The sequence below is a fragment of the Morganella psychrotolerans genome, assembly GCF_001676155.1.
GTDB classification, from domain to species: domain Bacteria; phylum Pseudomonadota; class Gammaproteobacteria; order Enterobacterales; family Enterobacteriaceae; genus Morganella; species Morganella psychrotolerans.
On sequence record NZ_LZEW01000001.1, the window covers coordinates 1,264,985 to 1,290,469 of the forward strand.

Below are 25,485 nucleotides of genomic sequence, written 5' to 3' on the forward strand. Positions count from 1 at the left end.
AAAGGATTGAATAAAAGTTATTGTTTTAAAGACATTAAGAATATTTCATCAGAAAAAAAAAGAAAATAATCAAGTTCATACCCGATCTCTTCATGCTGAAGAAAATGCTTTTCTACAAATATCAAAATATGGTGGCACCGGAGTTCAGCATGGTTCTTTATATACTACTGCTTCACCTTGTGAACTATGTGCTAAAAAAGCCTATCAGTTAGGAATAAAAGAAATTGTATTTATAGACCTTATCCGGGGATAGCAAAAGAGCATATCTTGGAATCAGGCGAAAATCCGCCAAAACTAACACAATTCAGAGGGGCGATAGGTCGGGCATATCACAAATTATATGAACCAATTATGCCTTACAAAGATGAATTAATTTATTCTACCTGTGGAAAAGCTGAATACGAAAAAAAAAATAAACTAGCATTTATTCGGGGAAATTAATTTCCCCGTTTATCTCCATTAAACCAGATGAAATAACTGTAATGCATAATCTATCAGTGGCGCGCGCGCGCGTTTTATACCACTGCCCGCCTCCGCCGGCGGTAAATCATAACAGGCGGCCGGGCGCATAAAAGGAGCCAGTTCAGTACGGCACCAGTCACATAACTGTTGCTTCTGATTTGCTGTCCATTGCGCGTAATCACGGATCAGGAAAACCGGTGATGCTCCAAATTCCGCACTGGCAACCGGCACAACATAGCATTCGGCTATCAGCGGATGCTGCATCAGGTGCTTTTCAATAATCTCCGGCTGAACATTCTCGCCGCCGCAGCTGAAAAGATTATCCAGACGCCCGTCAATCACCAGTTCCCCATCCTGCCAATGCCCTTTATCGCGGGTCGGATACCAGCCCGCTTCTGACGGCAAGGTGTGCAACCCGCCATCCAGCCAGATCCCTGCGGCAAAACTATCACCTTTGAGCCAGATTTGCTGTACATCATCCAGACGGACGGCTTTGCCGGAAAGCGGCTCACCGACACCCGGTTTACCATCTGCCTGTTTTGCGCAGACCGTTGACGCAAACTCTGTCATACCATAACCACACCAGCAGCGGATCCCGCGCGCTTGTGCGGCGTCAGTCAGCGCAACCGGAATAGCCGCGCCGCCAAGCAATACATCACGCAGCGGCGGCAACGCCATCAGTGACTGTAACAATCGCCAGAGCTGAGTCGGTACCAGCGACGCATGGCTGCACCCGCGCAGAGACTGCGCCAGGGTTTCGCCTTCTGCCCGTAATACCATCTGCCCGCCCTGCAACAACCAGCGCCAGAGAATACCCTGTCCGGAGACATGGTAAAGCGGCAGGGATAACAACCAACTGTCATCCGCCTGATAGTTAAGCAGGGAAACCACACTCTGCGCACTGGCAAAGTGTGCGACCGGACGATGTGCGATAGCTTTCGGCAATCCGGTCGAGCCGGAGGTCAGCGTCAGGGTTGCCAGGCGTTTCGGATGCGCAATCACATCCGGCGGCGCACTGCCGGTCAGTGTCGGGTTCAGTGATTTCACTCCGGGGACAGTATCGGCATCAGGATGCCGGTCACAGATAAAATCCGCCCCGAGCGAGGTGATAAGCGCCGTCAGTTGTGTGTGGGGCAATGCCGGGTTGAGTGTCAGCGTTATCGCACCACAACGCAGTAGTGCCAGAAAATCAATGACCAGCTCCGGGCTGTTTTTGCCGCGCAGCACCACACAGTTGCTTTCGCGCACTCCCTGCTGATAAAAACCCGCTGCCCGCGCATCAATGCGCAGGACTAATTCAGCCCATGTCAGAGACATCCCGCCACAGCGCAGCGCAATATTCTGCGGTGCCTGCAAGGCGCGGGAAACCCACGGCCATTCTGCTGTCGGCATTACCATTGTCCTGTGACGGTTAGTTCATCTTCAGTAATAAGCGGTAACGGACTGTCCGGCCAGGAGCGAACCAACTGAGACTGCATCAGTGACAGTGTATCCAGCCCCGGGAGGGTGTCCGGTGTCAGCCATCCGGCAAGACGGGCAAGTTGTGTCAGCCCGAAACTGCTTTCAACAGAAGAGCTGATTACCGCCTGCAAACCGGCACTGTGTGCCGCATCAATCAGTTCACGGCAGCGCGTGATGCTGCCGGTCAGTGTCGGTTTGATAACAATCGCCGCCACACCCGGTTGTGCCTGAACCACAAACCCCGGCTCCCGCACAGATTCATCCCATGCAATCGCAATCCCGGTATCCCGTGCGTAATCTAATGATTCGGCAGGTGTTTTACAGGGCTCTTCGAGGAAATCAATCCGGGCGCGGTGTTCCGGTGCCACATATTTGGCAAAACCATCTGCTTTCACACGGGTCCAGCTGCGGTTAGCATCCAGACGCAGACGTAAATCAGGCACCGCTTCCAGCAGCAGATTTACCACCATTCCGTCCCGCACTGCTTCATACAGCCCGACTTTGACCTTGGCAATTTTATCACCGCTCATCGCATCCAGCGCCAGGATCAGATCGTCCGGGTCGCCGGTACACAGTGGCGCTTTGCGGGTGCTGAGCGTCTCCGGCAATGTGTTGTCCAGCTCTGCCAGCGCACAACTCACGCCGAAAGCCACACTCGGCAGTGTGCTTTCAACCGGGTCTGAACCGCTGCACCAGTCCGCTATCCACGCCTGCGCGGCAGATAACGCATCATCTAATGATTCATGACTGAATTCCGGCAGCGGGGAGATTTCCCCCCGGCCTTCGCGCCCCGCTTCCCGCAGACAGACCAGCAGTCCGTCACGGGTTTTCAGGCGCTGATTGCGCAGAATAACGCCTGCCTCCATCGGCAGGCTGAACCGGTATAAGGTCGCGCTGCGCATTACGGATTACGTTTAAATTTAGAGAAGTCCGGCGCACGTTTTTCGTTAAATGCGTTACGTCCTTCCTGACCTTCGTCGGTCATATAGAACAGCATGGTGGCATTACCCGCCAGCTCTTGTAATCCGGCCTGTCCGTCACAGTCCGCATTCAGTGCCGCTTTCAGGCAACGCAGTGCCATCGGGCTGTTTTCCAGCATTTCACGACACCAGCGCACAGTTTCTTTTTCCAGATCTGCGTAAGGAACAACTGTGTTGACCAGTCCCATATCCAGGGCTTCCTGCGCACTGTACTGACGGCAGAGGAACCAGATCTCGCGGGCTTTTTTCTGCCCGACAATCCGCGCCATATACGCCGCACCCCAGCCGCCGTCAAATGATCCGACTTTTGGTCCGGTCTGACCAAACACCGCATTATCCGCAGCAATAGTCAGGTCACACATCATATGCAGCACATGTCCGCCGCCGATAGAATAACCCGCCACCATAGCAACAACCGGTTTAGGACAGGTACGGATATCGCGCTGTAAGTCCAGCACGTTCAGATGATGAACACCGGTATCATCCTGATAGCCGCCGTAATCGCCGCGGATTTTTTGGTCACCGCCCGCACAGAACGCTTTTTCACCCTGTCCGGTAAAGATAATAGTGCCGATACCATCGTCATAGCGGGCATTCGCCAGCGCACTGATCATCTCTTTGACCGTTAACGGACGAAAGGCGTTGCGGACTTCAGGACGGTTAATGGTAATTTTGGCGATACCATCTTTCGATTTATGAAAAAGAATATCTTTATAATCGCCGGTGCAATCAACCCATTCAACCGGGGCACAGAGCTGCTCTTCGCTCGGGTACATCATAACGGTGAGTTCCTTTAAACAGAATGTAATGATAAAAATGTCCGGATTGCGTGTGCAAATGCCGCAGGGTTTGCCTGATGGGTATTATGCCCGGCATCCGGAATTGTCCGTAACGTAAATTGGTGCGCGTGCGCGATGGCGCAAAATTTTGTATCCCGTTCACCGCAAATATACAACAGCGGGACGGTAAGCTGTTTCAGAATATCAGCCAGATCCGGCTGGTGCCCCAGCGAGGTGTCAGACAGCATATCTGCAACCGCACATGCATTATAATGCAGATGCTGCGCTACCCGCTGCTGTCGCTGAGCCTCACTGAGATCCGCAAATACCCCCTGACGATACCAGTCATACAGGAAGTCTGCCAGCGGGCGCTCACGTAACTGCTGCGCCAGGTGATTATCATGCCGGAGGCGGGCATTGCGTTCATCCGCTGTGGTAAGCCCGGAGTTTCCCGCTTCGATAATCAGCCCGCGCAATCCGGCAGGCTTGCCAAATGCAGCATGGTACATTGCCAGCCGTCCGCCCAGGGAATAACCGATCAACCAGTAATCATCAATACCGTTTGCAGAGAGTGTGACGTGAATCTGCTGGTTTACCTGTTCAAAATTTTCCGCACGCAGGGAGACAGACTCACCGTGTCCGGGCAGGTCAATCACCAGTGACGGATAATTCCCTGTGTTATTAATGATCGGCTGCCACTCTTCTTTGCATCCCCACAGTCCATGAAGCCAGACTAACCAGGGACCCGTCTTTTGTGTACCCTTTTGTGCAGCAAATTTGCGCGAGGCAAGCACCGTCATTGCGCTGTCTCACTGACGAGTTGCTGAAGACAGCGCGCGCCGGTGTCTCCGTTGGTCACCACTTCAATCACGGTTGCGCCATGTTGCGACCAGGCTTTTTTCAGTGCATCCGTCAGCGATGTCCAATCTGCCGGCGCACTGTAATTAAGACCGAACATCTGTGCGGCGGCGGCAAAACTGACCGATTGCGGCATACAGTAAAATTTTTGCCGTTCCTGCTCCGGTGTCGGCAGCATAGAAAAAATCTGCCCGCCGTTATTATTGACGATCAACAGAACAAACGGTCCGTTGGTATGACGCAGCAGCGCCAGACTGTTTAAATCATAAAGCGCGGAGATATCCCCGATGACCGCAAGTGTCGGTTTTGCACTGCCCCGCTGAACACCGGCGGCTGTGGAAATCAGACCGTCAATGCCGCTCGCCCCCCGGTTACTGTAAACAGGATAGCCGCACGGTAACTGTGCAAAGGCATCAATCAGCCGCACAATCAGGCTGTTTCCGGCAAATAAAATACCCTGCGGCGGTAACAACTCATCCAGACGGCGGGCTATCTGTGCCTCACCCCAACCGTCGCTCAGTGTTTCAGTGACATGTGCGCTCAGCGCCTGCGTCCACTCTGTCAGTTGCGGCGCCCACGGTGTGCGGCTCTGCGCCGGATGGTCGTCCAGCCATTCCCCCACAGAACAGTCAAATTTACGTCCGCGGTGATTTGCCGGGTCCAGGCGTCCTGGAATAGTGTCAATTATCCAGAACTCAGGCGGCGAGCAGGCAGCCTGCCACTGTAACAGGCGTTTACCGGTCAGACTTGAGCCGAACTGAATAATCACATCCGCCTGCGCGAGCACTTCACGGTAATGCGCAGATGCCAGCCAGAGGTCAGCATGCGGCAGCGATTGCCCGGTCTGGGAAAGCACGTCGCTTATCAGCGGCCAGCCAAGGCTGTCCGCCCACTGACGCAACTGTTTTCCCTCACCGGCCTGCATGCGCCCGGCAATAATCACGCCTTTCTTCTGCCGCCAGAAAAACCAGTCATCGACACTGATAACAGAAGTACAACGGGTTTGCTGTAGCCAGGGTTTATCACTCTGCCACCAGTTACCGAGCGGCGCCTGCCACTCTTTACCGGTGATACCGTCATCATCATACAGCGGTTCGGCAAACGGACAGTTTATATGCGCCGCACCATGTTGCAGGCGGTTCATGATGTCATCGAGCGAAGAGACAAGCCAGGCGGCTGTAATATCAAATGTCGGGCGCGGCAGTGCGAGTGTGGCTGACGGATGAGAGGAAAAAATCGTGGTCTGGCGGATAGCCTGGTTCGCGCCGCAGTCAATCAGTTCCGGCGGGCGATCAGCGGTCAGAAAAATCACCCGTTCGCCGGTCAGTCCGGCTTCAATCAGCGCCGGATAAAGATTCGCCACCGCTGTACCGGAGGTAACAATCACTGCCACCGGCATCCGCGTACTTTTCGCCAGTCCCAGCGCAAGATGCCCGAGCCCGCGTTCATCAAAATGGGTATGGCAGACAAATTTATCGTTTGCCGCCGCAGCCAGTGTCAGCGGTGTTGACCGGGAGCCCGGTGCAATGCAGATATGACGCAGCCCGTGGCGGCTCAGCGCCTCTAAAATCACCTCCGCCCAGCGGCGGTTTAATGCACTGTCAGACATCATTCACCTTCATTCACTAAATCAGTTATATTCCTGTAGTGTACGGATTGACTCAGAAAATACTTTAATACAGTTCAATAAACCGGATGATTATTTCAAAATCAACGCCATGCTATACCCGATGTCATTCAGGATGCAGACAGGCTATAAGCAGAATATGGCACACTCAGTGTGGCTCACCCTCCAGCAATGTCCGCAGCCCTGCCGCTTTATTTTCTATTTCGTTCCATTCCGCCTGCGGATCAGAGCCCGCGACAATACCGGCTCCGGCATACAAATCTATCTGACTGCCGTGAATTTGCGCGCAGCGCAGTGATACGGCAAATTCGCTTTGTGACGGACTGCACCAGCCGCCGCTGCCCGCATACCAATTGCGTTCAAACGGTTCATTTTTGCGCAAAAATGCCAGTGCCGCTGTACGCGGAAGCCCGGCAACCGCCGCCGTCGGCTGAAGGCGCTGTAAACAATCGTTGTCACGGGGTGTATATAACGTGGCAGAGATTGTCCGGTAAAGGTGCTGAACTTTGCGCAAACGGATGACGGTGGCATCACTCACTTTCAGTGTATTTACCGCACCAGACAGCCGCTGACAAATATCATCAACCACCACACTATTTTCGTGCACATTTTTTTTTATCAGCCAGAAGCCATCGCGCGGCGGCTTCTGCGCGGGCATCATCCGGGTAGCCTGCCACAGTACCAGCCAGGGCTTCAGTACAAAGCTGTGCGCCGGTTCTGAGATAGAGCCGCTCCGGCGGGGATGCCATAAAGGCATTATCCGGTGCGGTCGCCAGCATATAGTGATAGCAGTGGTGATTGCAGTCGCGGCTTGCCTGCATAAATGCCAGCGGGCGCACCGGTGCGGATAGTCTGAGCACTGTTTTGCGCGCGGTAACCACTTTTTCCATCAGACCGCCGGAAATGGCGGTCACTGCCGTGCGGACCAGTTGCATCCATCCGGCTTTATCAGGCTGATGCTCTGCACTGAGCACCGTTGTTTCAAGAACCGGCGGGATAACATTACCGCACAGCGAACGCAGAAAGGTCACGGTTTCTTCCGCCGGACGGCGGCTGTCGATATTGACCAGAAACTGAATGTTGCCCTGCACACAGCGCAGTTCCGCACGCGGAATAAACAGATAACTGCCGCCTGTTCCCTGCTCCGGTGTCAGGGAAATAGCATCAAACTGCCAACTGTTCAGCCCCCAGATCCGGATATTGCTCTGCTCCGGCAATGTATCGAGTACCGCCTGCGCCTCATTGATATGGGTAAAGCGGCATAATTCGCCGCACACCGCCGCAATATCCGTTCCGTCGCGGTGCTGCCAGTAAAATTGCGGATAACATATCTGCCCGTTCAGCCAGCCCGGCCAATCCGTCACCGGCAGCGCTGCCTGCAAAGACGGGGGCAGCGTCACGGCATACTGATAAATACCATTAGTTTCATTTTTGTTATGGGTTATTTCAGCACAAACCTGAGAAATAAAATCAGAAAAAAGAATCACTGCTTACTCCGGATATGTCAGACACGCGGGTCACGGTGATTATACGGTGAGATAAAAATTATTAAAACCATCCCTTTTTTTTTATCGTTGTAATGTTACCCGTTTTTAAGCAATTAATGCTGAAACCGATGTTATTTCGGCCACATCCACCCGGATTTATGTATCTCATAACAAGGGGATATTTATGCACACACAAACAATCGCTATTGACAGGATTATTCTTTCAAATGAAGTTGCACCAGCAACATTAAAGCTGCTTCTTAATGAGGAAGATAATACATTCCGTTCCGCCGGAATATTTACCCATGATGATTTAGTACAGATTAAACGCTATATCAATTACGGGCTGACACTTCCGCGTGAAGAAGAGGATGTTATTGATTTTATCGGCTATCGTGAAACTGAACTGGCCGGCTTCGAGCCACATAATATACAAACCCTGTTTAAGCATATTCATCAGCATGCGCTGAGCTGGGAGCTGGTGGAATCAGCAACCAAACAGCAGGCTATTGACCTGGAGATTGCCGGGTTCAATATCACCACCACCGGCAATTATATATTAAGTGCCATAAATGAAATGCCGATTATCACTCAGGCAAAAATAACCTTACAGGATGCATCATCTGAAAAATTAAAAAGTATCACGTACAAAAAACAGGATCATATTATCTCCGGGGAACTGGTGAAAATATTAGCCGCAATGAAAGAAGATATTATTGATGAAAGAAAAAAAAACACAGCGTGTGAAAAACATTATCGGCAGATTCCGCCTGGAACTGATTGGCGGACTGGATGAAACTGATAATGAAATTCCGTCACTGATGTATGAAGTCAAACGTAAACAGAAAAAATTACTTAAAAGTCAGAGTAGTGAAAAAACTGACGAAATTATGTCTGAAATCCGGATGAAAAATGAGGAAATAGAGATCCTCAAACGGGAATACAGCCAGTTTGTAAAACTGTCATTCTCAGGTCTGGTCGGCGGTATCATTGGTCTGATTATCACCGGTACCATTTTTGGTTACCGCGCAGAACAGGTGCGGCGGCGTAAAAACATACTGATCGACGAGGTTGCTGAGCTACAGGAAAAAGTCATTGCCCAGCAGGCGATACAAAAACTGATCATTAAACTGGATAAAGAACTCAGTACGCTGGATGGTTATTTCTCAGATGCACATATTGCCGTCGATCATCTCGATTTTATGTGGCAGGTCATGCTGACAGAAGTAACCGAATCCATGAATACCTTTATGCAGATAAATGATGCATACAGCCTTCTGCAATTTTCATTACAGCTAAAAAAAGTCACACTGCCGTGGCAGCGTGTACGCGGATATTCAAAAGAACTCCTCGCAATTTTTGATACTGCAATATTAGCCGCTTAACAGGAGAATATGATGATGAACTCTGACCTTATTCCTGAAAAAATCACATTGGCACGAATTAAACACACTATTAATAATATTAATTGTGTAATTGAAACCTTGTCACTGCCGACCGTTAATTTACATGCGCAAGTTCATAAAATAAAGCGCTGGCAGACCCGTATTCTGAATGCAGTGTCCGCTGAGTCCACCACGATTTATTCTCAGTTATACAGTTTTGACCTGGAAAATTTATTTCAGAGCATTTCATCTGATGCGGGATCAAATCCTCATGCCGCCCCGCATGAAAAACAAATCTATGAATTTTTAATCGGGCAAATTAATGCTGTCAATCACTCGGTAAACAGTATTAATAAAAAATTTAATGCAGAATATGACGTATCTGCTATCCCGCTATTGCAAGGAAATTTACTTCATTACCAATCATACCTTAACCGGACAATTGAAAATGCATTGCCGAATATTGATAAATTTATCAACGATAAATCCTACTGGGAGGAAAAACTGGCCGTCATTATTCAGTCTGAGGAAATTATCCATCAGCGGGGAATTCAGTCGCTCTTTGGTCCGACAACATTACCGACAGCCGATCAGCTGAAAAATGTACAGTTGTCCTCTTCTGAACGCCTTATTCTCAATGAGTTGTACCGAGTTATTTCCTCTATTATAAATACCTTGTCCGAAGGACTGAGTTATATTCAGTTAGTTGAAACCCGCACTATTCTCAGCCAGCGCATTTATGATCTCCACGGGGTTATCCGCAAACTGAAAAATGAGTTACAACAGATAAAAGACCAGGCGCATGAAATCAGTAATGCGTTAGTACTGCTTCCGCAACTGAGTGAATTCGATACCGGGGTCAATGCTGTGCTGCTGTTCTGGTTGCAGAGTGTTCAGCACTATGAACCGTATGTCAGTAAATCAGTACCACTGCCCGGACTGGATACTATTATCATTGCCCACCGCCGCTATTTTTCCGCATTCACCGGAATTGCATAAAACAAAGCCCGGTGCTGTCTGTACAGCGCCGGGCTTTTTTACTGTTTTATCCGGTGACCGGGATCAGTACGCTAATACCGCATGCCCCACCAGGGTAATAAATGGCTGCGGCCAAAGACCGAAAGCCACCACCACAATGGCAGAGAGCAGAACCACAATACCGCCGGCACTCATTGCCCAGTCAGATGGTGCAATACGAGCCGGTGTTTGTGAACCACGGATGTAGAGGCTCACCATCATGCGCAGATAATAATACAGACCTATTGCACTGCCGAGAACAACAGCCGCGGTCAGCCACCACAGTTGTGCATTCACAGCCGTTGCAACAACATAGAATTTACCGATAAACCCGAAGGTCATCGGGATCCCTGCCAGGGAAAGCATCATAACTGTCATCACGGCGGCCAGTATCGGCTTGCGCCAGAACAGACCACGATACGCATGGAGTGAATCAGCATCCGGTCCGCTGTACGGGCTGGACATCAGACTGACCACACCGAATGCGCCCAGGCTGGCAAACAGATAACCCGCCAGGTAAATCCCTGCGGTTTCTTCTGCCAGTTTCGGGTCATTAATCGCGATAAATGCCACCAGCAGATAACCCATATGCGCGACAGACGAGTAACCCAGCATCCGCTTGATACTGTTTTGCGTGATAGCCATCAGGTTACCGAACAGAATCGACGCAATCGCAATCACTGTCAGGACAATACGCAGCGTGTCTGAATCCGCCATCGGTGCCAGCGCCAGCAGGCGCAGAACTGCGGCAAAAATCCCGATTTTACCGGCAGTTGCCAGGAAAGTGGAAACCGGGGCAGGTGCGCCCTGGTAAACGTCCGGTGTCCATAACTGGAACGGGAACAGTGACAGTTTAAAGCCGATACCCACAATCATCATGCCCAGACCCACAAGGATCAGCGGCTGATGAAGCTGACTGTCAGCCAGGCTGCGTCCCAGTCCGGCAAAAGAGAGGTCACCGGACTCCGCGTACAACAGCGCCATCCCGAACAGCAGGAAAGACGATGCCGCCGCTGACATCAGCATGTATTTGATTGCCGCTTCCAGCGAGCGCTTCTGTTGCCGCGCGTAGCCGATAAGCCCGAACAGCGGCAGTGTCAGCAGTTCAATCCCGATAAAGAAAGACGCCAGATGATCCGCACCCGCGAGCAAAATACCGCCGAGCGTGGCTATCAGCACCAGCAGGTAGAACTCTTCTTTGTTATCCGGATACGTTTTCAGCCACGAATACGCAAACGTCGTGGTCGCCAGTGACGAAATCAGGATAAGCCCGGTGTAGAACATGCTGTAGCCGTCAATATGCACCAGCGGCGTAACATCCATTGCCGGTTGTTGTGCGGTGAAATACAAAGACACCAGCGCAAGGTTCAGACCAACGACAGTCAGAGTGGCATTGATAAAATGATCGCGTCGCCACGCAATGGACAGCATCACAACCACCACTGTCAACCCGACGATCAGCAGTGGTAAGAGTGCGATCAGTTGTTGAGGAGTTATTGTCATGGCGAATTACAACCCTGTAGTTGAAATGGAAGCAGAATACCACTGCTGAATATTCGCCATCGCGGCCGAAGAGGTATCCAGAACCGGCTGCGGGTAAACACCCAGAATAACCAGTAATACCACTAATAACATCACGATAGAGATTTCACGCAGATTCATGCCTGCAATAGGTTTATCCGATTTCGGTGTGCCGTAATACACCTGCTGCATCATCCACAGCGCGTATACGGAAGCAAAAACCAGTCCCGCCGATGAAATTACCGTGATCAGTGTGTAGCTGCCGAAGCTGCCGAACAGGATCATAAATTCACCAACGAAGTTACCGGTGCCCGGCATCCCGAGTGTTGCCACTGCAAAGAACAGGGAGAGTGCAGGCAGATATTTAATCCGTTTCCACAACCCGCCCATCTGGCGCATATCACGGGTACCCAGACGCTCATAGAGCTGACCACACAGGATAAACAGACCCGCAGCAGAAAGACCGTGAGCAATCATCTGCACCACCGCCCCCTGATACGCCAGCATACTTGCCGAGTAAATTGCAATCAGGACAAAGCCCATGTGCGACACACTGGTGTACGCGATAAGCCGTTTGATATCTGTCTGTTTAAACGCCATCCACGCACCGTAGAAGATGCCGATCACACCCAGCCACATAGCAATCGGGGTGAAATCCGCAGAGGCTTCAGGGAACAGCGGCAGCGCAAAACGCAGCAGACCATAGGCCGCTGTTTTCAGCAGAATACCGGCGAGGTCAACAGAACCGGCAGTCGGTGCCTGGCTGTGTGCATCCGGCAGCCAGCCGTGTAACGGCACTACCGGCATTTTGACCGCAAAGGCGATAAAAAAGCCCAGCATCAGCATATACTGCACACCATAGCTCATCGGCGTATTCAGCAGATCTTCATAACCGAAGCTCCACTGACCCGTCGCGTTAAAGTGCACAATCGCCAGCGCCATAATGGAAATCAGCATCACCAGACCACTGGACTGGGTATAGATGAAGAATTTCGTTGCCGCACCAATACGGGTTTTACCGTCAGAGCCGCTGTGTCCCCAGAGCGCTATCAGGAAGTACATCGGCACCAGCATCATTTCCCAGAAGAAGAAGAACAGGAAAAGATCCATTGCCAGGAACACGCCCATCACACCGCCTAAAATCCACAGCAGGTTCAGATGGAAGAAGCCCTGATACGGCTGGTTTTCACCCCACGAACAGAGGATAGCCAGCAAACCAAGAAGTGCGGTCAGCACCACCATCAGCAGTGATAAACCATCCAGTGCCAGGTGGATATTGATGCCGAAGCGGGGTATCCATGACAGGAAATATTCTGCCTGCCAGTCCGGGATACCTTTCGGGTTAATTAAGCTGTAATTCCCCTGTATCCACAGATACAGAGCAAGAAGTAACGTGATCCCCATCGTCAGCAGCGCTATCCAACGCGGCAACTTTGTGCCGAAGCGCTCGGTCTGCCAGCACAGCAGACCGCCGATGAAGGGAATTAAAATCAGCCAGGGTAATAGCATGGCGCAGTGTGTCCCTTATTTAAACCAAAAGCAGCAGAGCGAGAACCAGCACTGCACCCAGCCCCATAGAGGCGATATACCAGCGAACCTGCCCGTTTTCACTCAGGCTCAGTCCTTTGTTACTCCAGCGCGCAAACACAGCCGGAAGATTCATCAGGCTGTTAAGCGGATCACTTTGCAGCAACCAGCCCACCGCTTTAAACGGCTTAACAAAAATCACATCATACAGGGCGTCAAAGCCCCATGCTCGGAACCACCAGGCGGAGAAGAAACGCCCCGGTGCCGAATTCGCAATCGCTGTCACCAGCGTACGACGACCCAGCCAGAGAGCAGCAGCCAATAAGATACCGGCAACAGCCACAATACCTGAGGTGATTTCTGTCGTGGTTTTGTCCGCCGCGGTATTGATAATGGTTTCAGCCGGGAAGACCCCGTGTAACGGCTGCGGGATAAACGCCCCTGCCGCCGTGGATAAGATAACCAGTACCAGTAACGGGAAGGTATGGGTAAAGCCTTTCACTGCGTGTGCCTGTGTATGCTCTTTACCGTGGAACACGATGAAAATCATACGGAAGGTGTACAGCGATGTCATAAAGGCACCAACCAGTCCGGCGATAAACAACGGATTCTGACCCTGCGCCACCGCGCCCCACAGAATTTCATCTTTACTGTAGAAACCGGCGGTAATAATTGGCAGAGCAGCAAGCGCGGCACCACCGACCAGGAAACAGATATACACAAACGGAATTTTTTTCCGCAGTCCGCCCATCTTAAAGATGTTTTGTTCATGGTGGCAGGCGAGGATAACCGAGCCGGACGCCAGGAATAACAGGGCTTTAAAGAATGCATGGGTCATCAGATGGAAAATTGCCGCATCCCATGCCTGTACGCCGAGCGCCAGGAACATATAGCCAATCTGGCTCATGGTCGAATACGCAAGGACACGTTTGATATCCGTCTGAACCAGTGCGGCAAAGCCCGCCATCACTAATGTGACAGCACCGACAACGCCGACTAAATGCAGCACTTCCGGTGATAACAGGAACAATTCATGGCTGCGGGCAATCAGATACACACCCGCAGTTACCATGGTTGCGGCGTGGATCAGTGCTGAAACCGGCGTCGGACCTGCCATCGCATCAGCAAGCCAGGTTTGTAACGGCAATTGCGCCGATTTACCGACCGCACCGCCCAGAATCATCAGTGTCGCCCAGAAGATAATCTGAGAACCGGCTTCAAAGTGCTGAGGAGCCAGCACCGCCAGTTCACGGAAGCTCAGGGTGCCGAGTTTGTCCCACAGGATAAACATGCCGATTGCCAGGAACACATCACCGATACGCGTGACGATAAAGGCTTTCATTGCCGCCGCGCCATTTGCCGGATTGGTGTAATAGAAGCCGATCAGCAGATAACTGCACAGCCCCACCCCTTCCCAGCCCAGGTACATCAGCAGCATGTTATCTGCCAGCACCAGTATCACCATACTGGCGATAAACAGGTTGGTGTACGCAAAGAAGCGTGAATAGCCCTCTTCACCGCGCATATACCAGGAGGCATACATGTGGATAAGAAAACCAACACCTGTGACCACACCCAGCATAGTGAGTGATAATCCGTCCAGAACCAGGGTGACCGGAATGACGAAATCACCCGCGCTCATCCATGTCCAGAGTGTTTGTTCATACAAACCGCCACCGTTGGCAAGGAAATCCATCCCCGCCCACAGAGCCGTAAGTGCTGCCAGCCCGACAGAACCGGTGCCGATGATGGCTGACACATTTTCTGACCAGCGTCCGCGTGAAAAGGCTAATAACAGAAAGCCAATCAGCGGCAGCAAAATGGTTAAAAAGAGTAAGTTCATCCGCGCATCTCACTGACTTTATCAATATCAAGATCCTGACGCTGACGATGCAATTGCAGCAACAATGCCAGCCCGATACTCGCTTCCGCCGCCGCCAGACTGATGGCAAGGATATACATCACCTGCCCGTCCGGCTGATTCCAGTAGCTTCCGCCGACGACAAATGCCAGCGCAGCTGCGTTAATCATTATTTCCAGACCAATCAGCATAAACAGCAGATTGCGGCGGATAACCAAACAGGTAAACCCGAGGATAAAGAGCACCGCCGCGAGAATTAATCCATGATGAAGAGGGATCATACTTTTTCCTCCGTGTTGCGCTGACTGACCAGATCGCCGCCCGCTTTTTCATCGCGCCCGATATGATACGCGACCACCAGCCCCGCCAGCAGCAGGAAGGACGCCAGTTCAACCACCAGAACGTACGGACCGAACAGACTGATACCGACCTGTTTCGCCGTAACAACTTCACCGGCAATACCATTGTCTTTCAGTGTGCGGATACCATAAATCATCACACCCAGCAGCACCGCAGAGAGCAGACCCGGTCCCATCCAGACAGACGGCGACAGCCATTTGCGTTCCTGATCCACCACCGCACGCCCCAGATTGAGCATCATCACCACGAATACGAACAGCACCATAATGGCACCCGCGTAGACGATGATTTCCAGCGCACCGGCAAAGTACGCGCCGAGGGCAAAGAACACGGCAGACAGCGCCAGCAGTGAAGTTATCAGATACAGTAAGGCATGCACCGGATTGGTTTGCGTGATAACACACAGTGTTGCCAGAATGGCAATCAGCCCGGCGACATAAAAGGTTATTTCCATTTTTCCGCTCCTCTTATGGCAACAGACTTTTCACATCAATCGGTTTGGCTTCGTTGTCGGCTTCGCCTTTGGCTTTGCCTGCAACCGCCATACCGGTTTTGTGATAGAAGTTATATTCCGGATATTTACCGGGACCTGAGATCAGTAAATCATCTTTCTCATACACCAGATCCTGGCGTTTAAATTCACCCATTTCAAAATCCGGCGTCAGCTGAATGGCGGTTGTCGGACACGCCTCTTCACACAGACCGCAGAAAATGCAGCGGGAGAAGTTAATACGGAAAAATTCCGGATACCAGCGACCGTCTTCGTGCTCGGCTTTTTGCAGCGAGATACAGCCCACCGGGCAGACCGCCGCACATAAGTTACAGGCAACACAGCGCTCTTCTCCGTCCGGATCGCGCGTGAGCACAATTCGTCCGCGGTAACGGGGCGGCAGGTAAACCGGCTCTTCCGGGTACATCTGAGTTTCGCGTTTGTGGAAGGCGTGGAGGCCTATCATCCAAATACTGCGTACCTGGGTGGCGAAACCAACCACTAACTCTTTCAATGTCATGGTTCGGCTCCCCTTATTGAGCAATCAAGATAACGGCTGCTGTCACCAGCAGGTTAATCAGCGTCAGCGGCAGACACACTTTCCAGCCGAATGACATTACCTGGTCATAACGCGGACGCGGCAGCGAAGCGCGGATCAGGATAAACATCATCATAAAGAAGGCGGTTTTCAGTGCAAACCAGATGAACGGCGGCAGGAACGGTCCGTGCCAGCCCCCGAAGAACAGGGTCACAATCAGGGCGGAAACCGTTACGATCCCGATATATTCCCCGACAAAGAACAGACCGAATTTCATCCCGGAATATTCAAGGTGATACCCGTCCGCCAGTTCCTGCTCTGCTTCCGGCTGGTCAAACGGATGACGGTGACACACCGCCACACCCGCTATCGCAAAGGTGATAAAGCCGAGGATCTGCGGAACCACGTTCCATAAAGATGCCTGGGAATTCACAATATCCAGCAGATTAAATGACCCCGCCTGCGCCACAACACCCAGCACAGATAACCCGAGGAACACTTCATAGCTGACCGTCTGTGCAGATGCACGCATTGCCCCGAGCAGCGAGTATTTGTTGTTACTCGCCCATCCGGCAAACAGCACCGCATAAACTGCCAGCCCTGCCAGCATCAGGAAGAACAGTATCCCGATATTGAGATCAGCCACCACCCATGACGGACTGACCGGGACAATCGCAAAGGCCAGCAACAGCGCGGTAAACGCAACCATCGGTGCCAATGTGAAGATAAAGCGGTCAGCGAATTTCGGCGTCCAGTCCTCTTTAAAGAACATTTTGATCATGTCCGCCACTAATTGCAGCGAGCCGCCCCAGCCCACACGGTTTGGTCCGTAGCGGTTCTGGAACAGACCCAGCAGGCGGCGCTCCCCGAAGCTCATAAAGGCCCCGCAGGTGACAACCACCAGCAGGATCACCACGGCTTTCAGGATGCTCAGCAGCACATCAATTAATTCAGGTGTAAACCAGCTGCTCATTGTGCCACCTCCTGTACATTAACCACCGCACCCGCCAGTGCCGGCGAAATTCCCGGCATGCCTAACGGCAGACCAATCTGTCCCGCACCAAGCTGCGTGCTGATGCGGACCGGCAGCGCGAGTGTGCTGTCTGTCAGTCTGATAGTCAGTGACTGCCCTTCTGCCACATTCAGCTGTTGTGCATCCTGCGCACTCAGCATCACATAGGCATCTGTCATTCGTTCCTGAATGACCGGCGCGCGCTGGGATAATTCTTCACTGCCGAACAGGTGATAATACGGCGCTACTGTCCATACACCCTGCTGTGGCACAAATGCCGCAGGAACAGTATCGAAGTAATCCATACCGCCGTCTTTTTCACTGAACAACCGCACACCGGGGTCACCGAAGCGCAGATGACCACCGACTTCCGCCTGGAATTTATTCCATGCCTGCGGTGAGTTCCATCCCGGCGCCCAGGCAAACGGAATTTGCTGACGCGGTGCAAGCGGACTGTTGTTTCCTTCCATCGAGAAGGCAAACGGTGAGTCAATGTCCTGCGGCTGACGCTGCTCATGCACACTGATATCTGCCAGCATGGATGTGCGTCCGCTGTAACGGTGAGGTTCACGCGCCAGTTTCTGACCACGGATACGGAAAGTGGCATCAGGCGCGGCATCTTTGATACCCGCCAGTTGCGGCAATTTCTCAATACAGGCGTCAATCACATGATCAAGCTGCGACCAGTCACAGCCCTGCTCATTCATTTCACTTTGCAGATCTGCCAGCCAGCGCCAGCTTTCATGCATGATGATGTGTTTGTCGTAGAATGACGGCTCATACACCTGATAGAAACGCTGTGCGCGACCTTCATGGTTGATAAGCGTACCGTCACTTTCCGCAAAACTTGATGCAGAGAGAACCAGAGAGGCTTTCGCCATAATCGCCGTATGCTGATGATCCAGCACAATCAGATTGGCGACTTTATCCAGCGCGTGATCAATCAGCGCTTTGTCGCCGTGGCGATAGAGATCGTTCTCCATCACTATAGCTGTATCTGCGCTGCCGTCCGCTAACAGAGCAAGAGCGCTGTCCAGCGGCTGAGCCTCAAGCATTGCCACACCGAAGCTGTTTGCTTCTGCGCCGACAAATGTCAGACCAACCTGAACGCCTTTGTCTTTCAGCGCCCATGCCACGTTAGCAGCCGCCTGAATCACCGCATCACTGCCCGCATTGCTGCCGCTGATAATCAGTGGTTTTTTAGCAGTGCTCAGTGCCAGCGCAATCATCTCTGCCTGCGCTTTCAGCTCAGGTGATAAATCATTTACCACAGGTGCGGTGTTATCAATCGCGTGAGCGACAGCAAAACCGAGCCGCGCCTGATCGTCAACCGGCGCGTTGTAATGCAGCGCAGCGACATCGTCCAGACGGGTGGTATCAACGTTAGTGACAAACAGCGGGTGTTTCGCACGCTGCCCGATATTCTGGATAGCGGCAATCTGCCAGTCCGCGACTTTCTGTGCGGCGGCCATTTCACGCGCTTTGCCTTTTACTGCCTGACGGACAGAAAGTGCCACACGCGCCGCTGTCTGGGTTAAATCTTCGCCCAGGATAAGCACCGCGTCATAGCTTTCAATCTCACGCAGTGACGGGGTATACACGCCGCCCTGTTGCAGAATTTCCAGCATCATTTCAAGACGATGCTGCTCAGCACCTGACAGTCCGCTGAAGAAATTTTCTGTGCCGACCAGTTCACGCAGCGCAAAGTTACTTTCCACACTGGCACGCGGCGAGCCGATACCGATAGTCCGGTTTGCCTGACGCAGAATATCCGCTGCACCATGAGCGGCCTGCTCTGCATTGATAGCAATCCATGAATCACCACGGCGCTGCTGCGGCTGACGCGGTCTGTCTTTACGGTTCACATAACCGTAGCCGAAACGACCTTTGTCGCAGAGGAAATACTGGTTAATGGTGCCGTTATAGCGGTTTTCGATGCGGCGTAATTCACCGTAGCGCTCACCCGGGCTGATATTACAGCCGACACTGCACTGCTGGCAGATGCTTGGCGCAAACTGCATATCCCATTTACGGTTATAGCGTTCAGAGTGGGTTTTATCCGTGAAAACACCGGTCGGACATACTTCGACCAGATTTCCGGAGAATTCACTTTCCAGCGTCCCGCTTTCCGGACGACCGAAATAGACGTTATCGTGCGCGCCGTAAACCCCGAGATCGGTACCGTCCGCATAATCTTTGTAGTAGCGGACACAGCGGTAACAGGCGATACAGCGGTTCATTTCATGTGCAACAAACGGACCCAGATCCTGATTCTGATGGGTGCGTTTTGTGAACCGGTATTTGCGCATGGAATGCCCGGTCATAACGGTCATATCCTGAAGATGGCAGTTACCGCCCTCTTCACAGACAGGACAATCATGAGGATGGTTGACCATCAGCCATTCCACCACGCTTGCCCGGAACTGTTTGGCTTCTTCATCATCAATAGAAATGAAAGTACCATCCTGCGCCGGTGTCATACACGACATTACCAGACGACCACGGGTGTCATCGGCATTCTGATACTGCTTTACCGCGCACTGGCGGCAAGCGCCGACGCTTCCGAGCGCCGGATGCCAGCAAAAGTAGGGAATATCAAGCCCGAGGGAGAGACAGGCGTGTAACAGGTTATCTGCCCCGTCGACTTCATATTCTTTGCCGTCTACATATATTGTAGCCATAGTCAGCATGCTTCCAAAAGGCCTGCATTGCAGGCGTTAAACGAAAATCCGTAAGGGATCACCAACGCTGTTTCAGCAGGTTCGGCTGGATCCCGGCGATGGTCTGCACATTGGCGTAAACCGGCTGTACAATCCCTGCTTCAAATTCATCACGGAAATATTTGATTGCACTCTGTAACGGCTCTACCGCGCCCGGCGCGTGTGCGCAGAAGGTTTTACCGGGACCTAGGAAACGACATAATTGCTCTAATGTCTCAATGTCTCCGGGCTGCCCTTCCCCTTTTTCTATTGCGCGCAAAATTTTCACACTCCATGGCAGTCCGTCACGGCACGGTGTACACCAGCCGCAGGATTCACGGGCAAAAAATTCTTCGAGGTTACGGGTCAGCGACACCATATTGATTTCATTATCCACCGCCATTGCCAGTGCTGTCCCGAGACGGCTGCCGGCTTTGCCGATATGTTCAAAATCCATCGGTAAATCAAGATGATCCTGTGTCAGGAAATCCGTTCCTGCCCCGCCAGGCTGCCAGGCTTTCAGGGTTAACCCGTCACGCATGCCACCGGCGTAGTCTTCCAGGATCTCACGGGCGGTTGTGCCGAACGGCAGTTCCCACAGACCCGGATTTTTTACGCGACCGGAAAAGCCCATCAGTTTGGTGCCTGCATCCGCACTTTTGCCTTCGCTCAGCCCGGTGTACCACTCTTTGCCGTGGGCAAGGATTGCCGGGACATTGCACAGGGTTTCGACGTTGTTTACACAGGTCGGTTTACCCCAGGCACCGGAGCTTGCAGGGAAAGGTGGTTTGGAGCGCGGATTGGCGCGGCGGCCTTCGAGGGAGTTAATCAGTGCGGTTTCTTCCCCGCAGATATAACGCCCGGCGCCGGTATGGACAAATAATTCGAAATCAAACCCGGTGCCGAGGATATTTTTCCCCAGCAGCCCGGCGGCTTTCGCTTCTTCAATTGCATGGCGCAGATGCTTCGCCGCTTCAATGTATTCACCGCGCAGGAAGATATAGCCACGGTATGCTTTCAGGGCAAAGGCGCTGATCAGCATGCCTTCCACCAGCAGGTGCGGCAGTTCTTCCATCAGTAACCGGTCTTTGTAAGTCCCCGGCTCCATTTCGTCGGCGTTACACAGCAGATAGCGGATATTCATGCTTTCGTCTTTCGGCATCAGACTCCACTTCAGACCTGTGGAGAAGCCCGCACCGCCGCGACCCTTCAGACCCGCGTCTTTGACAAGATTGACTATCTCATCCGGTGCCATGCCTTTCAGTGCGCGCTCAGCACCCGCGTAACCATTTTTGCTGCGGTATTCATCCAGCCACACCGGCTGGTGATCATCACGCAGCCGCCAGGTAAGCGGGTGCGTTTCCGCCGTACGGCAAACCGTTTTCACTGTCATGGATACTGCTCCAGTAACGTTTCAATAGCCTCCGGGGTGACGTGACTGTGGGTATCTTCATCAACCATCATGGTCGGCCCCTTGTCACAGTTCCCCAGGCAACAGGTCGGCAGCAATGTGAAGCGGCCGTCCGTGGTTGTCTGTCCCGGCTGAATATTTAATTTGCGCTCCAGGGCGGCCTTGATCCCCTGATAACCGGTGATGTGGCACACCACGCTGTCACAGTAACGGATCACATGGCGCCCGACCGGCTGGCGGAAAATCTGGCTGTAGAATGTCGCCACACCTTCAATATCACTCGCCGGAATACCGAGAACATCACTGATGGCGTAAATAGCGCCGTCTTCCACCCAGCCTCTGTGCTTCTGCACTATTTTCAGGGCTTCGATAGAGGCTGCGCGCGGATCCTCGTAGTGATGCTTTTCCGCTTCAATTTCTGTGCGCTCTTTTTCACTGAGCACAAAATCAGGTTGTTTTCCGGCAGGTTGTGCCGCATTCACGGCACCTTGCAGTGTTTTTTTTTGCTTCAGGGTTCAGTTCTTGCATAATCAGCGATCCACATCCGACATTACGAAATCGATACTCCCGAGGTACACAATCAGGTCAGACACCAGACTGCCGCTGATCACTGACGGGATCTGCTGCAAATGGGCATAACTTGGTGTACGGATACGGGTACGGTAACTCATGGTGCTGCCGTCACTGGTCAGGTAATAGCTGTTGATCCCTTTGGTGGCTTCAACCATCTGGAAGGATTCATTCGCCGGCATTACCGGACCCCATGACACCTGGAGGAAATGGTTAATCATGGTTTCAATGTGTTGCAGGGTGCGCTCTTTCGGCGGCGGCGTGGTCAGCGGATGATCTGCTTTAAACGGCCCTTCCGGCATATTTTTATAACATTGTTCCAGAATGCGCAGGCTCTGACGGACTTCTTCCACCTTCAGCATCACGCGGTCATAGCTGTCGCCGTTGGCGGCCACCGGGATGTCAAAATCAAAGTTTTCATAACCTGAATACGGACGCCACTTGCGCACGTCAAATTCAATACCGGTTGCACGCAAACCGGCACCGGTCACACCCCACTCAAGCGCTTCTTTGGCGTTATAGGCTGCAACGCCGATGGAGCGCCCTTTCAGGATGGAGTTTTTCAGTGCCGCCGTAACATAGGATTCCAGGCGTTTCGGCATCCAGTCGAGGAAATCACGCAGCAGACGCTCCCAGCCTTTCGGCAGGTCATGCGCCACACCGCCAATCCGGAACCACGCCGGATGCATACGAAAACCGGTGATAGCTTCCACCACATCATAGATTTTCTGGCGATCGGTAAACGCAAAGAAGACCGGTGTCATCGCCCCGGTATCCTGAATAAAGGTACTGATGTACAGCAGATGGCTGTTGATGCGGAACAGTTCAGAGAGCATCACGCGGATAACATTGACGCGATCAGGGACTTCAATACCGGCAAGTTTTTCCACCGCCAGTACATACGGCATTTCGTTCACGCAGCCACCGAGGTACTCGATACGGTCAGTGTACGGAATATAACTGTGCCATGACTGGCGCTCGCCCATTTTTTCCGCACCACGGTGGTGGTAGCCGATATCGGGAACGCAGTCGACAATCTCTTCGCCGTCGAGCTGTAAGATAATCCGGAACGCACCATGAGAAGACGGGTGATTCGGGCCGAGGTTCAGGAACATAAAGTCCTCGTTCTCATTGCCGCGCTTCATTCCCCACTCTTCCGGTTTGAAGGTCAGCGCCTCCATTTCCAGATCTTCTTTCTGTTTGGTCAGAACAAACGGATCAAATTCCGTTGCACGCGCCGGATAATCTTTACGCAGCGGGTGCCCTTCCCAGGTCGTCGGCATCATGATGCGGCGCAGGTTCGGGTGACCATCGATAATAATACCGAACATTTCCCAGGTTTCGCGCTCATACCAGTTGGCATTCGGGAAAGCGGGGATCACGGTCGGAATGTGTAAATCGTTTTCACTCAGCGCCACTTTGAGCATGATGTCGCGGTTACGCTCAATGGAGATCAGGTGATAGAAAACGGAATAATCCGCGGCCGGCAAGCCTTCGCGGTGTGTGCGCTGGCGCTCATCCATGCCGTGCAAATCGAACAGCATTACATACGGTTTCGGCAGTGATTTCAGGTAAAACATCACCTGCGTGAGCTGTTCACGCTTCACCCAGACAACCGGCATCCCGGTTCGTGTCGGCTGCACCGTAAAGGCGTCAGGTCCGAACTTGCGGCGCAGTTCCTCTACTACCGGGTCATCCAGGTAATCATGAGTGTGCCACGCGGGACGCTGTCCGGTCTGCGTATTATCTTCTGTCATCATTCTTCACCACAACAGTTGTTCAGGGTTCAATGGACACAACACATTGCAAGATTGTGTCCGGTGGCCCGAAAGCCTTAAATTTCGTCCGGGGAGCGCAGGTTTGTCACCGCAATCCGTTCACCGCGTTTTCGTTCTTTTTCTGACTGCATATTGGCACGGTAAACGCCCTGATCACCCACCACCCACGACAGAGGGCGGCGCTCTTTTCCGATGGATTCCTGCAACAGCATCAGTGCCTGCATATAGGCTTCAGGACGCGGCGGGCAGCCCGGGATATACACATCAACCGGGATAAATTTATCAACGCCCTGCACGACAGAATAAATGTCATACATACCGCCGGAGTTTGCACAGGCGCCCATGGAAATAACCCATTTCGGTTCTAACATCTGATCATACAAACGCTGGATAACCGGGGCCATTTTGGTGAAACACGTTCCTGCAACCACCATAAAATCAGCCTGACGCGGAGACGCACGCAGTACTTCCGCACCAAAACGCGCCACATCATGTACAGCCGTAAAGGATGTCACCATTTCGACATAACAACAGGACAGACCGAAGTTAAACGGCCACAGGGAATTTTTGCGTCCCCAGTTCACCATGTCGTGTAATGCATGATCGAGTTTCCCCATGTACACGCTGCGGTGAACATGCTGATCCAGCGGATCGCCTGTAGTCTCTTGTTTTTGCAGGGGGTAACGGTCATTCTCACCGTTTGGATCGATGCGGGTGAGCGTATAATCCATCTTGTGCCTCACTATTAACTACGGTTGATTGTTGTTGATTTTGCTGACGACGCTCGGGTGTTTCACCTCACGGCGGGAGCGTGCAGGAGTCCAGTCCAGCGCACCAATACGCGCCAGATAGAAAAGCCCTGCCAACAACACCAAAATAAAGATTGCCGCTTCGATAAAGCCAATCCAGCCCGCTTCTCTGACAGCAACAGACCAGGCGAACAGATATAAGGCTTCAACGTCGAAGATGACGAAAAACATGGCGACCAGGTAAAATTTTGCCGACATACGCAGTCTTGCACTGCCGACAGAATCAATACCGGATTCGTAAGGAAGATGTTTTGCACGGGCTTTGGCGCGGCCGCCGAGATAACGGGCGCCCAGCAGCATAAATGCACATAACCCGAGAGCACCTAAAAGATAGACCGCAAATGCCCAGTTATGGGCCAGGACTTCAGTGGCTGTTGACATACTCATTGCTTACTCATCAAAAGGTGGTGTTGCCTGCCGTACCTGCATACAGCACCACAGCGACACACGAAAGGAACAATACCGGGACGGACACAGCACATATCGTGATGAAAAAAAACGGCTGACCCGTTTTTTTTTGTTCCCCGCTCCTTCCAATTTAGTCACATTAAAATCACATTAACTTAACACGCCGTGCGACTTTATCGCTAAAACGTGTCAGTAAGTAACTAAATTGAAAATTAACTTTATTATATTAACTGATACATCGCTTTTACCATTCCATTATCTCAGGAAAAACCTGTCTTTCCATCGGCAAACAGGGGCAATATTTTTGATCTCAATCACACTTTGATGGAAAATTATTTAACAAATGTTTAATTTTTACTCATTTCGTAAAACCCGACAAAATTAGTCAGGTTTTTAACAAAGTTTCTCTGTTATGTAATCAGAGCTGTTAATTTTAGCAATTACA

24 protein-coding genes are annotated in these 25,485 nt (G+C 52.0%); 4 read left to right on the forward strand and 20 right to left on the reverse strand.

Going from position 1 to position 25,485, the window contains the following annotated elements:
* Window positions 1-40 precede the first annotated feature (40 nt).
* Window positions 41-253: a deaminase gene (locus AYY16_RS20920; RefSeq protein ID WP_235846252.1), complete on the forward strand. Its 213-nt coding sequence runs from the start codon at window positions 41-43 to the stop codon at window positions 251-253.
* A 206-nt stretch (window positions 254-459) separates the two neighbouring features.
* On the opposite strand, the gene menE is transcribed toward AYY16_RS20920, so the two are convergent.
* The 7 genes from menE to AYY16_RS20535 form a co-directional block, all read right to left on the reverse strand.
* A complete protein-coding gene (gene menE, locus AYY16_RS06170; RefSeq protein WP_067363419.1) occupies window positions 460-1,854 on the reverse strand; it encodes an o-succinylbenzoate--CoA ligase in 1,395 nt (464 codons plus the stop codon).
* Entirely contained in the window at window positions 1,854-2,825 is a 972-nt protein-coding gene (menC, locus tag AYY16_RS06175) for an o-succinylbenzoate synthase (RefSeq protein ID WP_067363422.1), read from the reverse strand. The genes menE and menC overlap by 1 nt, the downstream gene beginning before the upstream one ends.
* Window positions 2,825-3,682: a 1,4-dihydroxy-2-naphthoyl-CoA synthase gene (menB, locus tag AYY16_RS06180; protein ID WP_067363426.1), complete on the reverse strand. Its 858-nt coding sequence runs from the start codon at window positions 3,680-3,682 to the stop codon at window positions 2,825-2,827. Before menB ends, menC begins: the two co-directional genes overlap by 1 nt.
* A gap of 14 nt (window positions 3,683-3,696) precedes the next feature.
* A complete protein-coding gene (gene menH / locus AYY16_RS06185; protein ID WP_067363429.1) occupies window positions 3,697-4,482 on the reverse strand; it encodes a 2-succinyl-6-hydroxy-2,4-cyclohexadiene-1-carboxylate synthase in 786 nt (261 codons plus the stop codon).
* A complete protein-coding gene (gene menD, locus AYY16_RS06190; RefSeq protein WP_067364799.1) occupies window positions 4,479-6,149 on the reverse strand; it encodes a 2-succinyl-5-enolpyruvyl-6-hydroxy-3-cyclohexene-1-carboxylic-acid synthase in 1,671 nt (556 codons plus the stop codon). Before menD ends, menH begins: the two co-directional genes overlap by 4 nt.
* A 166-nt stretch (window positions 6,150-6,315) precedes the next feature.
* Complete coding sequence (locus tag AYY16_RS20925; protein WP_235846229.1) at window positions 6,316-6,828, reverse strand: chorismate-binding protein; 513 nt, start codon at window positions 6,826-6,828, stop codon at window positions 6,316-6,318.
* The gene (locus AYY16_RS20535; protein ID WP_235846230.1) at window positions 6,761-7,654 is read right to left on the reverse strand and encodes a chorismate-binding protein; all 894 of its coding nucleotides are present in this window, start codon (window positions 7,652-7,654) and stop codon (window positions 6,761-6,763) included. Before AYY16_RS20535 ends, AYY16_RS20925 begins: the two co-directional genes overlap by 68 nt.
* A gap of 184 nt (window positions 7,655-7,838) precedes the next feature.
* Here AYY16_RS20535 and AYY16_RS20930 point away from each other — a divergent pair, with 184 nt between their 5' ends.
* From AYY16_RS20930 to AYY16_RS06205, 3 genes are read left to right on the forward strand one after another with little or no spacing between them, the layout of a single operon-like run.
* Entirely contained in the window at window positions 7,839-8,450 is a 612-nt protein-coding gene (locus tag AYY16_RS20930; RefSeq protein ID WP_235846231.1) for a hypothetical protein, read from the forward strand.
* On the forward strand, window positions 8,374-9,039 hold the full coding sequence (locus AYY16_RS20935) for an alpha-xenorhabdolysin family binary toxin subunit A (protein WP_235846232.1): 666 nt from the start codon (window positions 8,374-8,376) through the stop codon (window positions 9,037-9,039). The genes AYY16_RS20930 and AYY16_RS20935 overlap by 77 nt, the downstream gene beginning before the upstream one ends.
* Before the next feature lie 9 nt (window positions 9,040-9,048).
* Complete coding sequence (locus AYY16_RS06205) at window positions 9,049-10,038, forward strand: alpha-xenorhabdolysin family binary toxin subunit B (RefSeq protein ID WP_223861122.1); 990 nt, start codon at window positions 9,049-9,051, stop codon at window positions 10,036-10,038.
* A 63-nt stretch (window positions 10,039-10,101) separates the two neighbouring features.
* Here the strand turns inward: AYY16_RS06205 and nuoN are convergent, their stop codons facing one another.
* The 13 genes from nuoN to AYY16_RS06270 form a co-directional block, all read right to left on the reverse strand.
* Window positions 10,102-11,559, reverse strand: coding sequence for an NADH-quinone oxidoreductase subunit NuoN (gene nuoN / locus AYY16_RS06210; protein WP_067363435.1), 1,458 nt, complete (start codon window positions 11,557-11,559; stop codon window positions 10,102-10,104).
* Window positions 11,560-11,565: 6 nt separating this feature from the next.
* Window positions 11,566-13,086 (reverse strand): NADH-quinone oxidoreductase subunit M, encoded by a 1,521-nt coding sequence (nuoM, locus tag AYY16_RS06215; RefSeq protein ID WP_067363438.1) that lies wholly within the window; start codon window positions 13,084-13,086, stop codon window positions 11,566-11,568.
* Window positions 13,087-13,105: 19 nt separating this feature from the next.
* A complete protein-coding gene (gene nuoL, locus AYY16_RS06220; protein ID WP_067363442.1) occupies window positions 13,106-14,947 on the reverse strand; it encodes an NADH-quinone oxidoreductase subunit L in 1,842 nt (613 codons plus the stop codon).
* Window positions 14,944-15,246 carry an NADH-quinone oxidoreductase subunit NuoK gene (nuoK, locus tag AYY16_RS06225; protein WP_067363445.1) on the reverse strand — a complete coding sequence of 101 codons (303 nt, stop codon included), beginning with the start codon at window positions 15,244-15,246 and terminating at the stop codon, window positions 14,944-14,946. The genes nuoL and nuoK overlap by 4 nt, the downstream gene beginning before the upstream one ends.
* Window positions 15,243-15,779 (reverse strand): NADH-quinone oxidoreductase subunit J, encoded by a 537-nt coding sequence (nuoJ, locus tag AYY16_RS06230; RefSeq protein ID WP_067363448.1) that lies wholly within the window; start codon window positions 15,777-15,779, stop codon window positions 15,243-15,245. The genes nuoK and nuoJ overlap by 4 nt, the downstream gene beginning before the upstream one ends.
* A gap of 13 nt (window positions 15,780-15,792) precedes the next feature.
* Window positions 15,793-16,335, reverse strand: a complete 543-nt coding sequence (nuoI, locus tag AYY16_RS06235; RefSeq protein ID WP_067363451.1) for an NADH-quinone oxidoreductase subunit NuoI — start codon at window positions 16,333-16,335, stop codon at window positions 15,793-15,795.
* A gap of 13 nt (window positions 16,336-16,348) precedes the next feature.
* A complete protein-coding gene (gene nuoH, locus AYY16_RS06240; protein WP_067363456.1) occupies window positions 16,349-17,326 on the reverse strand; it encodes an NADH-quinone oxidoreductase subunit NuoH in 978 nt (325 codons plus the stop codon).
* Complete coding sequence (gene nuoG / locus AYY16_RS06245; RefSeq protein ID WP_150384631.1) at window positions 17,323-20,046, reverse strand: NADH-quinone oxidoreductase subunit NuoG; 2,724 nt, start codon at window positions 20,044-20,046, stop codon at window positions 17,323-17,325. Before nuoG ends, nuoH begins: the two co-directional genes overlap by 4 nt.
* A 58-nt stretch (window positions 20,047-20,104) precedes the next feature.
* Window positions 20,105-21,457, reverse strand: coding sequence for an NADH-quinone oxidoreductase subunit NuoF (gene nuoF / locus AYY16_RS06250; RefSeq protein WP_067363462.1), 1,353 nt, complete (start codon window positions 21,455-21,457; stop codon window positions 20,105-20,107).
* Window positions 21,454-21,957: an NADH-quinone oxidoreductase subunit NuoE gene (gene nuoE, locus AYY16_RS06255; protein WP_412778952.1), complete on the reverse strand. Its 504-nt coding sequence runs from the start codon at window positions 21,955-21,957 to the stop codon at window positions 21,454-21,456. Before nuoE ends, nuoF begins: the two co-directional genes overlap by 4 nt.
* Before the next feature lie 48 nt (window positions 21,958-22,005).
* The gene (gene nuoC / locus AYY16_RS06260; RefSeq protein WP_067364802.1) at window positions 22,006-23,802 is read right to left on the reverse strand and encodes an NADH-quinone oxidoreductase subunit C/D; all 1,797 of its coding nucleotides are present in this window, start codon (window positions 23,800-23,802) and stop codon (window positions 22,006-22,008) included.
* Window positions 23,803-23,879: 77 nt separating this feature from the next.
* The gene (locus tag AYY16_RS06265) at window positions 23,880-24,554 is read right to left on the reverse strand and encodes a NuoB/complex I 20 kDa subunit family protein (protein ID WP_067363468.1); all 675 of its coding nucleotides are present in this window, start codon (window positions 24,552-24,554) and stop codon (window positions 23,880-23,882) included.
* Window positions 24,555-24,572: 18 nt separating this feature from the next.
* The gene (locus tag AYY16_RS06270; protein ID WP_067363471.1) at window positions 24,573-25,019 is read right to left on the reverse strand and encodes an NADH-quinone oxidoreductase subunit A; all 447 of its coding nucleotides are present in this window, start codon (window positions 25,017-25,019) and stop codon (window positions 24,573-24,575) included.
* Between the last annotated feature and the right edge of the window lie 466 nt (window positions 25,020-25,485).